The sequence below is a fragment of the Sphingobium sp. LMA1-1-1.1 genome (assembly GCF_040676365.1).
Taxonomy (GTDB): domain Bacteria; phylum Pseudomonadota; class Alphaproteobacteria; order Sphingomonadales; family Sphingomonadaceae; genus Sphingobium.
In genome coordinates this window covers 663,489-675,769 of the sequence record NZ_JBEGHS010000012.1, presented here as the reverse complement: position 1 = coordinate 675,769, position 12,281 = coordinate 663,489, and the positions used below count along the sequence as shown (strand labels likewise).

The window sequence follows — 12,281 nt, the reverse complement described above, 5'->3', positions numbered from 1 at the left end:
TGGAATAATAATAAGTGATGTCTATCAATCGCATCGGTCTATTTCATCTGGAAACCCTGTTGTGGATCGACCGGCTCGGCACCTTTGCGGCGGCGGCGGAGCGGCTCAACACCACGCAGCCGGCCATTTCCGCGCGGGTGCGGGAATTGGAAGCGCATCTGGGCGCGCGCCTCTTTCGCCGGGAGGGCCGGACCATGTCCTTCACCCCCGCCGGACGCCAGCTCGTGCGCGATTGCGCGCCGCTCTGGAGTGACCTGCAGAGCGTGCTGCTGCGTTGCGGCGGATTGGCCGAGGCGAGCGGCGTGGTCCGCATCGGTACGGGCGAGATTGCGGCGGCAAGCTGCCTTCCGGACTTTGTGGCGCGACTGAAGGCGCAGATGCCGCATGTCAGCCTGGAGCTGGACATCGACCTGACCGCCAATCTGATCCAGCAATTGCTGGTCGGGCGCGCCGACATCGCCTTCGCGGCCGGGCCGGTGGCGCATCCTGCGCTGCAGTCGAGTCCCATTGGCGGCGTACGGCTCGTCTGGCTTGCCAGTCCGGCGATCGCCGCGTCATTTCGCAACAGCGGAGGGGACCGTACCATTCCGATCTGGTCGCTGGCCAGCCATTCCCCGATCTATGGGCGGATGCGGGACGCGATCGCCGCCTCCCGAATCGCCCACAAATCGCTCAACCTGTGCAACAATGCCCGGATGATGATCGACATCGCCAAGGCGGGCGGCGGCATCGGCATCTTTCCAGAACCTATGGCGCGCGCCGACATGATGAACGGGGCTCTGGTGGAACTGGGCGACATGCCGGACCTGGCGCCGATCGAATTCCATGTCGCCAGACGGGTGTCCGACAATGATCCGGTGGTCGCCGCGATTTTCGAGCAGGCCAGCGCCCTGAGACTGGGGCAGGGTGGGGCAGAGGCGGGCGCGCCGCGGCCCTGGGGCGGGTTTCGATCTGATTGAATCAGATCGCCGCTCTGGATTCCTTGTTTTCCCCGATTTCTTGACCAACGATCGGTTCCGATCGCTTGGAAATCGCTCTAGGAACCGAGTGCCTGATTGGGATCGACGGTTCTGATGGCCCCGGACGTCGCCCCGGTTTCGGGCGGGACGGCGATCGCGGGTTGGGCCGGCGCCGTGCCAGTACCCAGAGACAGCTCCTTGTCCACATAGACCTCGAACTTCGTGCCGGCCGGTAGCTTGACATCCTTGCCGTGCACGAGGACCGCGAGCGGGAGGAAGACGATGCCCGCGCCGACGGCGCCCAGGGTGCCGGACTTGCCCTGCGCATTGCGCTGGCCACGCACGGGCACATCCGTTCCGCCCGCCTTGACGGTGCTGACCTTGATGTCGAGCTTGCCGGAGCGGCCGAGCAGGCCATTGTCCCTGACCCGGCTGACTTCCCCGACTGCCGGGCTGCCCGCAGGGATGAGCGTGACGCCGCCGATGGTCACGGGCCTGGCCACCGCCAGCTCGACCCGCTCCCCGACGCGGGCGGATTTGGAGGATATTTCCTGACGCGTCTCCAGTTGGATCGCCATGCCTTCGGGAAGGATCATCGACTGGGCCAGGGCTGGGCCGGGGGCGGCAGCCAGCAGCAGGGCGGCGGCGCTCCATGAGCCGCTCCAGCGCGTCGGCGACAGGCCAGTCATCGGGTCATCCTCTCCGCTTCGGGCACGGGCTATGCAGTCCATGGCAATTTACGCCTGCCGGGCCGCGGCTTCAAGGAATGAGTCCCGACCCCGGAGCGCGACCTGCCTCTGATCTATCGCAGCGCGCTCTGGCCGGCAGCGGATGCGCCTTGTTCGGATGGCTCGAACGCCTGCGCCAGCGGGCCTGCCATGGCGAGGACGGTCAGTTCCCCGTCCATCAGCATCCGGCCCGCCTGCTTGCGCTGCACCTTGCCGCTGGTCGTCCGGGGGATCGTACTGGCGGACACCAGCACCAGATCGGTGACGGCCAGTTCCAGCCGTTCCATGGCCATGGCGCGCAGCCGGCCAGCCATCTCCTGCACCTTCTCGTCGGACAGGGCGCGGGCGTCGTCGCGCTTCATTTCCGCGATCAGGACGATGTGCTGGGTATCGCCCATCTCGATCTCCACGGCGGCGGCGCTCGCCTGGCCTACCGTTCCGGAGAGTTCCGACCAGATCTGCTCGACGTCGCTGGGCGCATGGTTGCGGCCGCGGACGATGATCAGGTCCTTGAGACGGCTGACGATGAAGAATCCTTCGGCCGTTGCAAAGCCGAGATCGCCGGTGCGCAGGAACGGGGCCCCTTCGTCCAGCCGGCCGAAGCTTGCCTCCGTCGCGGCGGGGTTGTCGATATAGCCGGCGGTGATGTGCGGTCCGCGCAGCCAGATTTCGCCCACCGCGCCGTCGGGGAGCGCTGCGCCGGTCGCAGGATCGACGATCCGCGCCTCCGCCCCCGCCATGGCGGGGCCGCAGCAGGCGAGCTCCAGCACGCCTTCCCTGTCCTTGCTTTCCTCCGCCCGTCCCGCCGCCAGAGCGCGGCTGTCATAGCTTTTGACGATCGGGTCGCTTTGCGGCGGGACCGCGATGGTCACGAGGGTGGATTCGGCCAGGCCGTAGCAGGGCAGGAAGGCGCGTTTGTCGAAGCCCGCATCGGCAAAGCATTCGGCAAAGCGGTCGAGCGTGCCGGGCCGGACCCGTTCCGCGCCGTTGAACGCGACGCGCCAGCCCGACAGGTCGAGATCGTCCGGCATGCCCCGGCGCGTGGCGAAATCGACGCAGAGGTCGTAGCCGAAATTCGGGCCGCCGCTGGTATGCGCGCCGTAGCGGGTGATGAGCTGAAGCCAGAACATCGGCCGGTTGATGAACGCGGCGGGCGAGGTGATCACGCAGGTGGAGCCCAGGAACAGCGGCTGCAGGATATTACCGAACAGGCCCTGGTCGTGATAATGCGGCACCCAGCCGACGAAATGGGAATCCTGGTCATGGCCGAAGGCGACCTGGATCATCGCCTCATTGGCGATGATGTTGCCATGGCTGATCATCACCCCCTTGGGATTGGACGTGGTGCCGGAGGTGAACTGCAGTACGGCAAGCTGGTCGGGCCGGAGCGTCAGTGCCGCAAAGGGGTGCGGTTCGGCCGCGAGCGCGGCAAATTCCAGATAGCGCACCGGGCCGACGGCGAGGGCGGCGGACAGTTCGTCCCCGAACAGCGCGGCCATGCTGTCGTCCAGCAGGATGCAGTCGGGCCGGATGTCGCCCAGCATGTTCAGGATATTCTGGAGCCTTGCTTTGCGCCGGCCGACCGGGGCGAGCGGAATGGCGACGCCGCCGGCCGCAAGGCAGGCGAGCAGCGCGAGTGCGAAATCAGTACCCGCCGAGAAGAGGAGGGCGATCCGCCGACCCGCCAGCCCCCGGGCCGACAGGGCGCCGGCAAGCTGCGTGATCCGCGTCGCCAACTCGGCATAGGTCAGGCTGCTCTGCGCGCCGTCGCCCTGGTCGAATATCAGCGCCGTCCGATCCGGAATGCTGTTGCCATGATCGAGGACGATGTCGACGATCGACCGGCTGAAGTCTATCTGCATTTCTTTATGCGAACCCGATATTCTGGTCATTCCGCGGCGAAGGCTATCCGAAGCAGGCCGATCTTGCGCATGCGGAAACCGGCTGCCGACATGCGCAGATAGCGGGAATATTTCTCGACCGGATGGACCGCGGGATCGACCACGCCGCCGCGCACCGCGCCGCGCAGCCGGTTGCTCCACATCTCGCAGGTGCGCGCATAGTCCAGCCCGTCGTCGCGCAGCCTTTCCATGCGGAACAGCCCCTTGGATGCGACGACGATATCCTCCAGCGTCGGCAGTTCCGCGGCCGGGAAGATCTCGTTCGAAATGAAGGGATTGGCATCCTCCGGCGACATCCTGCCATAGGCGATGGTCTGGAGCGAGAGGCGGCCCTTGCCCTCCATCCAGTCGCGGCAGGCCTGGAAGAATTCACGGTACACGCCGCGACGCTCCTCCACGCTCTGCTGCGGATGGGCGAAATGTTCGAACGCGCCGACGGAGATGATCGCGTCGAACGGCCGGTCGGGGCAATAGTCGTGCCAGTTGGAAAGGACCGCGCTGATGCCGGGATCGCCCAATTGCTCGATATAGGCGAGTTGTTCCTCGCTCAGCGTCAGGCCGACGCATTCGCTGACGCCATGGGTGCTGCGCAGGTTACGCATCATGCCGCCCCAGCCACAGCCGACGTCCAATATGCGCATGCCTTCGCCCGCGCCGACCGATTCCGCATGATAGTCGAGCTTGCGCTGCTGCGCCTCCTCCAGCGGGGCGTCCTTTGGCAGGCCGTCCCACATCGCGCTGGAATAGGTCATGCTGGGGTCGAGCCACGCCGAATAGAAATCGTTGCCGACATCATAATGGTGGCGGATGGCGGCGGCCGAGCCGCCATATTCGATCTGTTCGTCCTGGATCATTGCGGGGCGCCGCCCTGCTGCATCGCCATGTCGCCGACCGCCGCGGCGATGCCCGTCGCCGCGTCGCGGATCGATTCCGCCTCGAACAGCAGTTCCAGCGGCAGTTCGTCGGGCAGGTTCAGCCAGTTTTCCAGCTCCACCATCAGCGAGATCGCCTTGGCGGAATCAATCCCGAAACTGTCGAAAGGCGCATCGGGCGAGATGGCGGCCGGCGCCACATTCACAATTTCGGCGATGTGCGCGACGATCCAGCTTTCGATTTCCTCTGCCGATGCCTGTCGAATAAGGTCGGAATTCATCAATGTCCCCTTGAAGCCGAACGGGATGCCCCGAACCTGCCATAATAGACGTCCGCCCCGGTCGTGGCGGACGGATGTGTGCCGGACTCGATCTCCGGCTGGGCGGCGATCTTCTGCAGTTCCGGATGCTCGCGCGTCAGCCGGGCCGCCGCGACATGCACATTGTCTTCACCTGGAAGCAGCTTGTCGATCAAGATGTGCGAGGGCCGGGGCAGGCCCCACATCTGGCGCATCTCATCGAGCGCCGCCTGCGACACTTCCACCTCATAGGCGACGGCCTCCCCCTGGCCATAGTCCGTGGCGGAGCCGAGCAGGGTCAGTTTCCAGCCGACGCCATAGCAGAAGCTGAGCATGCGCACGTCGGTGAAGCCCACGCAGCGGTCGATCCCGGCCTCATAGGCAAGCTCCAGCGGCGCGATCATGCAGGCGGCCTTGCGCCGCAGATTGTGACGGCGCATGCCCCGCTCGACGCAGAACCCGCGGCTCAGTTCCCAGGTGCGCCCATCGTCGATCGGACGGATGCCAGCCGGCAGGACATGCGAAAAATGGTCGAGCAGCATGGAACAGTCGTCCGTGGGGCGGAAGCGCAGCCCCATGACGACCTGGTTTTCCGCCGAAAACCCTATGATGTTGCTCGCGCGCGCATCATCATATTCGTCATATTCCAATCCGTCCTTGACCGTGAGATCCCAGCCAAGCTGGTTAACGAACACCTCCGCGCGGGCCTGGTGCAAATCTCTGATCTCTTCCTGGTAAAGGGCGGAATTGTCCTTCGAAATCAGATGAATCAAATCCGTTGGTCCCCCGCAAGCAGCGGCAGCGCCTCTAGCATATTATACGCGGCAGGTCATCGGAAAGTTGCGCTGCGCAATCCATCCGAGCGCAAGGAATTCGGATGCTTTCAGGCGCCCTGCTTCTGCCGGGCGCGCTGCACATGGACCTTTATCGCCTGCACGGAGCGGTCGAGCGCTTCTGCAATGTCTAGGTCGCACCATCCGGCCTGCCGCCGGTCGAGGCAGAAAATTTCCGTCTCCGTCAGGTCTGTGGCGGCCGGATCATCCCGCGCGTCGAGCAGGGCGATGCCCCTGCACAGATAGAGCGTCGCCATGGCGTGCAGGTTCGCATGCTCCTGCGGGCTTTCGAGCATGCTGAGCAGGCGGATCTCCACCTCATAGGGCCGCTCGTCCCATCCGGTGATCGGGAAACAGAGCCGGGGAAGGGCATCGGGCTGCGCGATGGGGCCGCGCCAGCCGGCCTCCCCGAACAGGCCGGTTTCCCCGAACAGGAAGCGCCTGCCGCCGTCGCTGACGTCGTAGCAGGCATGGCTGGCGGCCTGAAGGCCCAGCGCCTGGCTGAAGCGGGTCACGAGGCTGTCGATGCTGAGCATGCCGTCGACCCCGGCGATGAAATCGGCGGCGGTCGTCGAGCTTCCGGCGCGAAGCTGGGTGCTGGGGATATATTCGCTCATGGTTCCTCGCGCAGGCTATGCCTGTCGTCATGCAGCGCCAGGTCTTAAAGGCGGGTTAAGCCTGCTCCCCCGCGCCGTGCTTCTTCTTTGCGGCAGGGCGAGCCCTGGGCGGGATGTCGGTCGACCGGCGCTTGACATGGCGACGGAAAGGCAAAAGGTCGGCCACAGACCGGACATCAACGATGGGGACAACATGCTGCCGACATACCGAACCGAACCTTCCGCGGATGATGCGGTCGATGCATGGCTGGCGTCGCATGGACAGGATGAGGGCGCGCCGGCCATCGCGGGCGACACGAGTCGTCCGGAACTCTATTCCCAGGCGCGTTGGGAACTGCTGTTCCGGCAGATGCGCGAGGCGGCGCCACTGAATCGGGTGGAGGGCACGGCCTATGGCGATTATTGGAACGTTTGTTCCCACTCGCTGATCATGGAGGTGGAAGGGAAGCCGGACCTGTTTTCCTCCTCCTGGAAATATGGCGGCATCACCATTGCCGACCCCGCGCCGGGCGAGGAATTCCAGCTTCCGATGTTCATCGCCATGGATGAACCGGAACACAGCGCGCAGCGGAAGACCGTGGCGCCCGCCTTTACGCCCGCGCATATCGCCGAACTGGCGGTGAAGCTGCGCGCGCATACCGCAACGGTGCTGGACAGCCTGCCCGTGGGCAGTCGTTTCGATTGGGTGGAGAAGGTTTCGATCGAGCTTGCCACCAGCATGCTGGCGACGATCCTGGGCTTTCCGTGGGAAGACCGCCATCTGTTGACGTTCTGGTCCGACTGGGCTGGGCATATGGAAGCGGCCCGCATAGCCGAACTGTTCCAGGTGCGGCGCGAGATGCTGACGGAGATGGCGACCTATTTCCACCTGTTGTGGGAACAGCGCCGGGCCAGTCCGGAGGGGACCGACCTGCTGGGCATGATGATCCGCAGCGACAGCATGTCGGAAATGGGGCCCATGGAATTCATCGGCAATCTGGCCCTGCTGATCGTCGGCGGCAATGACACCAGCCGGACCAGCATGTCGGCCGCCATATTGGGGCTGGACCGCTTTCCCGATGAGCGGGCGAAGCTGATCGCGGACGAGAGCCTGTTGCCCAACGCCGTCCAGGAGATCATCCGCTGGCACACGCCCATCGCGCATATGCGGCGGACGGCGACGGCGGATTGCGAACTGGCGGGGCAGAGGATCGCCGCGGGCGACAAGCTGGCGCTGTGGTATATTTCCGCCAATCGCGACGAAGCCGTCTTTCCGGACGCTGATCGGCTGGACCTGTCGCGCGCCAATGCCAGGCGCCATCTTTCCTTCGGGCATGGCATTCATCGTTGCGTGGGCGCCCGCCTGGCGGAATTGCAGCTTCGGATCCTTCTGGAGGAATTGATGAAGCGGCGACTGCAAGTGAATGTGGTTGGCGAGCTGCGCCGCGTTCACGCCAATTTCGTGAATGGTTTCCGGCAGATGGAGGTCGAACTGACGTCCTATTGAACACTGCTCGAACATTGCCGCGCGCGTCCGATCCGGAGAAGGATGGGGATGGCGTTTAACCTGCAATTTACCAAGCCCGGTTACAGGAAAGGATCATCAAGAATATAACGGATCGTGGGCCATGCATATTTGGGGTTATAAGGGGTGTTGGAAGCGGCTGCTTCTCACGTCGGCTGTGTTTGCGATGGCGCCGCCCGGCGCTGCATGGGCGCAGGCCGTTCCTGACGCCGACATATTGGTGACAGCGCGCAAGGTGCCTGAACCGCTGCTCAAGGCGCCCCTCTCCGTCACCAGCGTTTCGGGCGACACGATCGTCGCCGCCGGCCTGCAAAGCATTACCGACCTGACCCGCTTCGCGCCCAATGTCGATATCAGCGGCGGCATTGCGGGCCAGTTGCAGGGGCAGATTTCCATTCGCGGCATTTCCACGCTCGTCCGCAATATCGGGCTGGAAACCGGCGTGGGCATCTATGTCGACGGGGTCTATGTCGGCCGGCCGGAAAATTTCGTCCAGCATCTGCTGGACATCGATCGGGTCGAGATCGCCCGCGGGCCGCAGGCCACGGAATATGGCAAGAACACCATAGCCGGCGTGATCAATGTCCAGACCATCCAGCCGGACGCCGATCCGGGCCTGTCCGTCCGGTTGGACGCGGGCAATTACGACTATCGCCGCGGCGAAGCCGTGCTGGGCGCGCGCCTTGACGACCGCTTTTCGGTGCGCGGGGCGGTCGCCTATGCGCGGCAGGACGGTTTCTACCGGCATCTGTCGGGCGGTCAGGATGCCGGGTCGACCGACCTGTTGACTTGGCGCCTTTCGGCCAAATTCGCGCCGACCGACCAGTTGTCTTTCATTGCGCGCTGGGACGGCCTGCGCGACCGGGGCGTGCCGGCCTTTTTCCAGGCGGATGCGCTGGCGGGCTATCCGGCCGACTTTCCCTCGCGGCAGCCGCTGCATATCAACAACAACCGACCCAACCGGCTGCATCGCGACAGCCAGGGACTTTCGTTGACGGCCGAATGGACGTCCGACACGATGTCGCTGACGTCGATCACGGCCTATCGCGATTCTTCCTATGAAGCGTCGCTGGACGACGATCAGGAACAGGTGGACTTCGTCTCGGCCGACAATTTCAGCGATGATTCGCATTTCTTCAGCCAGGAATTGCGGCTGGCCGGCGGGACGGGGAAGCTACACTATCTGGTCGGCGCCTATTATTTCGACCAGATGGTGCGGACCGACCGGGGACTGGGACTGGGCGCCGACACCGGCGTTCCCGGCAACCCCGTGCTGACCACCATGGGCAGCGTGAAGACGGAGAGCGGTGCGCTGTTCGGGAGGCTCGATTATGCGCTGACCGATCGTCTCTCCCTGTCGGCGGGCCTGCGTTATACGCGGGAGAAGAAGCGCGCCCATTTCGTGCAGGATGACGTTTCCGGCATATTCCCGCTGCTGGGATTCCCCGCGCTGACCTTTGACGGGCATTCGACCGACAATGATCTGTCGCCGAGCGCAACCCTGTCCTATGAGATTGCCCCGGACGCCAATCTTTACGGCCGCTTTTCCAGGGGCTTCAAGAGTGCGGCCTATAATGTCGACATCGCTTCGTCGTTGAGCGGCCTGACCGCCACCCCGGAAAAGGCGACCAGCTATGAGGTCGGCTTCAAGGCGCTGACCTTTGGCAAGCGGTTGCGGCTGAACCTGGCGGCGTTCGTGACGGATTATGAACGGCTGCAGGTCTCGCAGGTGCTGGGCACCGGGCTGGCGCTGACCAATGCCGGACGCGCCCAGATCCAGGGGGTGGAGGGAGAGATGGCCCTTCAAATCTCCTCCCGTCTGCGGATCGAGGGGAATGCGGCGGTGCTCGATGCGCATTACAAGCGGTTCGACAATTGCGGCGTGCCTGCGTCGGTCGGTGGCGGCAGCATGGACTGTTCGGGCAAGGACCTGGTGCTGGCGCCGCATTTTTCGGCATATGGCGCGGTCACCTATGAGGTGCCGGTCGCGTTCGGGACGATCTTCACCCGCGCCGACATGGATTACCGCTCGACCGTCTATTTCGAACCGACCAATTCCGACAGCTTCAAGTCCGGTCCGCGTACCCTGGCCAATCTTCGTCTCGGGCTTCGCCACGACAATTGGGAGGTCGCTGCCTGGGTCAAGAACCTGACCGACAAGATCTACAAGACCTATGCCGACGATCGATCCGGTTTGGGCGTTTTTCGCACGGCCGCCTATGGTGCGCCCCGCACCTACGGCATCAGCCTTTCTTCGACATTTTGAGCATGCTGGCCGCCGGTGCATGAGGGCCGGTCATTAATCAAATCTTAGCCAGCAGATGGTGAATCATTTGCAACGCCCCTGGCGTCGGAACAGCAGGAGTATAATGGCGGACCACATTTCATCGCGGTCACCTGACGAATGGAAAGGCAGGCAAGACCCGATGGATGGCGACCAGAAAATTCTGGCGTCGGCTGGCGTTCTGCGGTGCGTGGTGGATGGCGATGGCCGGCTTCACCCTGATCCCGCCGCTGCGCATCATTTTGGCCTGGCGCCATCGCAACCCCTTTTTAACTGGCTTCGTGGGGTTCGGGGCGCCCTCCGCAAGCCGATCTTTGAGATTATCCGCGTCGTTCGCCAGGAGCAGCAAGCCGAAGCGACTCTTACGTTGCACGGCGGTGCCGGCGACCTCAGGCATATCCGCGTTCTTGCGCAGGCCCGGCATCGGGGGCCGGATCGGCCAGTCGTCGATCTGGTGGCGGTCGACGTGACGTCGGAGCATGCGGAAATCGACCTGCTCCGGCGCAGCATGGAAAATCTGCGGCTGATCGTCGAATATAATCCGCAACTGCCCTGGATAGCCGATGCGGAGGGGCGGATCATCGATTTCACCGATCGGTGGCTGGAGAATACCGGACTTGAGCGGGATGAGGCGGCAGGTTCCGGTTGGCTTTCCGCCACCCATCCCGACGATGTCGAGCCGGTGACGCAACGCGTCGCCCATTCCCATGCGACCGGCGAGCCGTTCGACGTGCGCGTTCGGCTGATGGTCAACGACCAGTATCGCTGGATGCGGGCCCAGGCCTATCCCCGGCGGGACGATGAAGGCCGGATCATCCGCTGGTATGGCTATACCGAGGATATCCACGAAAGCGTGCTGATCGAGGAGCAGATACGCTGGAATGCCGACCATGATTCGCTGACGGAGCTGCCCAACCGCGCGATGTTCAACGCCTGCCTGGACAAGGCGCTGGGAAGGGCGCTGACCGATTTCAAGAAGGTCGGCGTGTTCCTGCTGGACATCGACAATTTCAAGGACGTCAACGACCTGATGGGCCATCATGCCGGTGATGACCTGCTGAAGAGCTTTGCCGCGCGCCTGAAGGCGATCTTCGCCGGCGAGGGAGTGGTGGCGCGTCTGGGCGGCGACGAATTCGCCATATTGATCGAGAATGCCGACAACCGGCAGCAACTGGCAGATCTTGCCGATCGCGCGCTCACCATCCGCGAGACGCTGTTCGCGGCGGGACGTTCGCTGGAATGCCGGGTCAGCGTCGGCGTCGCCGCATTCCCGGAGGACGGGCGCGTGGCGACCGAATTGCTGCGTCATGCCGACCTGGCGCTGTACCGCGCCAAGTCGCTGGGGCGCGGGCGGGTGCAGATGTTCGAGCAGTCGTTGCTGGAGGACATGCAGGAACGGGTGGCGATGATCAACCGGGCCAGGACCGCTGTGCGCGACGGCACTATCATAAGCTATTATCAGCCCAAGGTGTCGTTGCAGACCGGCGAGCTGGTCGGATTTGAAGCGCTGCTGCGGTGGCGCGACAGTTGCGGCACCATCCGGTCGCCGGCCGAGATCTACGCGGCTTTCGACGATCATGACGTGGCCGACATGATCGGCCAGACGATGACCAGCCAGGTCTTTTCCGACATGGCCGCCTGGCGCGCGCGCGGCCTGGCCGTGGGGCATGTCGCCATCAATGTCTCGTCCGCCGAATTGCGGCGGGAGCGCTTTGCCGGACGATTGATCGAGACGATGGAGCGATTTTCGATCGCGCCCGATTCGATCGAGATCGAGATCACGGAGGGCGTGTTCCTGGGCGCCGGATCGGACGCGGTCCGCCGTTCCATCGACGAACTGCACATGTGCAACATCCCGCTGGCGCTCGACGATTTCGGGACCGGCTTCGCTTCGCTCACCCATTTGCGGTCCCTGCCGGTCAGCACGCTGAAGATCGACCGATCTTTCGTCAGCGGGGTCACCGCGCGCGAGAGCGACGGCGCCATCGTATCCGCGCTGATCACGCTGGGCCGGGCGCTCAACATGAAGGTGGTGGCCGAAGGTGTGGAAGAGGCGGACCAGTCGATCAGGCTGCGCGAGATGGGCTGCGATTATGCCCAGGGTTTCTATTTCAGCCGCCCCGCCCCTTCGGAGACCATTCCCGCGTTGATCCAGTCATGGAGCGAAAACAGCGCCGTCATCAGCCTGAACCGGCGGGCGGTCCCCCGGTCTTCACTGGGAAGAGGGGGCGAAGGCTGGGCGGGATCGCGGATCGCCTGAGAGACGGCGCGGCAACCTCCGATC

11 protein-coding genes are annotated in these 12,281 nt (G+C 64.2%); 4 read left to right on the top strand and 7 right to left on the bottom strand.

Annotated features, from left to right (window positions below; genetic code table 11):
• Positions 1–17 precede the first annotated feature (17 nt).
• The gene (locus tag MRBLMA1_RS10490; protein WP_363736628.1) at positions 18–959 is read left to right on the top strand and encodes a LysR family transcriptional regulator; all 942 of its coding nucleotides are present in this window, start codon (positions 18–20) and stop codon (positions 957–959) included.
• A gap of 77 nt (positions 960–1,036) precedes the next feature.
• Here the strand turns inward: MRBLMA1_RS10490 and MRBLMA1_RS10485 are convergent, their stop codons facing one another.
• From MRBLMA1_RS10485 to MRBLMA1_RS10460, 6 genes are all read right to left on the bottom strand, one after another.
• Positions 1,037–1,648 carry a hypothetical protein gene (locus tag MRBLMA1_RS10485; protein WP_363736627.1) on the bottom strand — a complete coding sequence of 204 codons (612 nt, stop codon included), beginning with the start codon at positions 1,646–1,648 and terminating at the stop codon, positions 1,037–1,039.
• A 113-nt stretch (positions 1,649–1,761) separates the two neighbouring features.
• Positions 1,762–3,549 carry a fatty acyl-AMP ligase gene (locus MRBLMA1_RS10480; RefSeq protein ID WP_363736626.1) on the bottom strand — a complete coding sequence of 596 codons (1,788 nt, stop codon included), beginning with the start codon at positions 3,547–3,549 and terminating at the stop codon, positions 1,762–1,764.
• Positions 3,550–3,575: 26 nt separating this feature from the next.
• A complete protein-coding gene (locus MRBLMA1_RS10475) occupies positions 3,576–4,442 on the bottom strand; it encodes a cyclopropane-fatty-acyl-phospholipid synthase family protein (protein ID WP_363736625.1) in 867 nt (288 codons plus the stop codon).
• Complete coding sequence (locus MRBLMA1_RS10470; RefSeq protein ID WP_133651563.1) at positions 4,439–4,741, bottom strand: acyl carrier protein; 303 nt, start codon at positions 4,739–4,741, stop codon at positions 4,439–4,441. Before MRBLMA1_RS10470 ends, MRBLMA1_RS10475 begins: the two co-directional genes overlap by 4 nt.
• Entirely contained in the window at positions 4,741–5,532 is a 792-nt protein-coding gene (locus MRBLMA1_RS10465; RefSeq protein ID WP_363736623.1) for an acyl-homoserine-lactone synthase, read from the bottom strand. The genes MRBLMA1_RS10470 and MRBLMA1_RS10465 overlap by 1 nt, the downstream gene beginning before the upstream one ends.
• 110 nt (positions 5,533–5,642) lie before the next feature.
• Positions 5,643–6,209: a helix-turn-helix transcriptional regulator gene (locus tag MRBLMA1_RS10460; RefSeq protein WP_363736622.1), complete on the bottom strand. Its 567-nt coding sequence runs from the start codon at positions 6,207–6,209 to the stop codon at positions 5,643–5,645.
• A 136-nt stretch (positions 6,210–6,345) separates the two neighbouring features.
• Between MRBLMA1_RS10460 and MRBLMA1_RS10455 the strand changes: the two genes are divergently transcribed.
• Together MRBLMA1_RS10455 and MRBLMA1_RS10450 are read left to right on the top strand one after the other, a co-directional pair.
• Positions 6,346–7,695, top strand: a complete 1,350-nt coding sequence (locus MRBLMA1_RS10455) for a cytochrome P450 (protein ID WP_363736621.1) — start codon at positions 6,346–6,348, stop codon at positions 7,693–7,695.
• A 184-nt stretch (positions 7,696–7,879) separates the two neighbouring features.
• Positions 7,880–9,979 carry a TonB-dependent receptor gene (locus tag MRBLMA1_RS10450; protein WP_363736620.1) on the top strand — a complete coding sequence of 700 codons (2,100 nt, stop codon included), beginning with the start codon at positions 7,880–7,882 and terminating at the stop codon, positions 9,977–9,979.
• Positions 9,980–10,106: 127 nt separating this feature from the next.
• Here MRBLMA1_RS10450 and MRBLMA1_RS10445 read toward each other — a convergent pair whose 3' ends face one another.
• Entirely contained in the window at positions 10,107–10,394 is a 288-nt protein-coding gene (locus MRBLMA1_RS10445) for a hypothetical protein (protein ID WP_363736619.1), read from the bottom strand.
• Between MRBLMA1_RS10445 and MRBLMA1_RS10440 the strand changes: the two genes are divergently transcribed.
• A complete protein-coding gene (locus tag MRBLMA1_RS10440; RefSeq protein ID WP_363736618.1) occupies positions 10,365–12,257 on the top strand; it encodes a putative bifunctional diguanylate cyclase/phosphodiesterase in 1,893 nt (630 codons plus the stop codon). The genes MRBLMA1_RS10445 and MRBLMA1_RS10440 overlap by 30 nt on opposite strands.
• Positions 12,258–12,281 lie beyond the last annotated feature (24 nt).

Excerpts from the sequence above, each read along its gene's own strand:
- MRBLMA1_RS10485 (WP_363736627.1), bottom strand. The coding sequence starts at position 1,648 with ATGACTGGCCTGTCGCCGACGCGCTGGAGCGGCTCATGGAGCGCCGCC.
- MRBLMA1_RS10480 (WP_363736626.1), bottom strand. The coding sequence starts at position 3,549 with ATGCAGATAGACTTCAGCCGGTCGATCGTCGACATCGTCCTCGATCAT.
- MRBLMA1_RS10450 (WP_363736620.1), top strand. The coding sequence starts at position 7,880 with ATGGCGCCGCCCGGCGCTGCATGGGCGCAGGCCGTTCCTGACGCCGAC.
- MRBLMA1_RS10460 (WP_363736622.1), bottom strand. The coding sequence starts at position 6,209 with ATGAGCGAATATATCCCCAGCACCCAGCTTCGCGCCGGAAGCTCGACG.
- MRBLMA1_RS10455 (WP_363736621.1), top strand. The coding sequence starts at position 6,346 with ATGGCGACGGAAAGGCAAAAGGTCGGCCACAGACCGGACATCAACGAT.
- MRBLMA1_RS10475 (WP_363736625.1), bottom strand. The coding sequence starts at position 4,442 with ATGATCCAGGACGAACAGATCGAATATGGCGGCTCGGCCGCCGCCATC.
- MRBLMA1_RS10490 (WP_363736628.1), top strand. The coding sequence starts at position 18 with ATGTCTATCAATCGCATCGGTCTATTTCATCTGGAAACCCTGTTGTGG.
- MRBLMA1_RS10445 (WP_363736619.1), bottom strand. The coding sequence starts at position 10,394 with ATGCCTGAGGTCGCCGGCACCGCCGTGCAACGTAAGAGTCGCTTCGGC.
- MRBLMA1_RS10470 (WP_133651563.1), bottom strand. The coding sequence starts at position 4,741 with ATGAATTCCGACCTTATTCGACAGGCATCGGCAGAGGAAATCGAAAGC.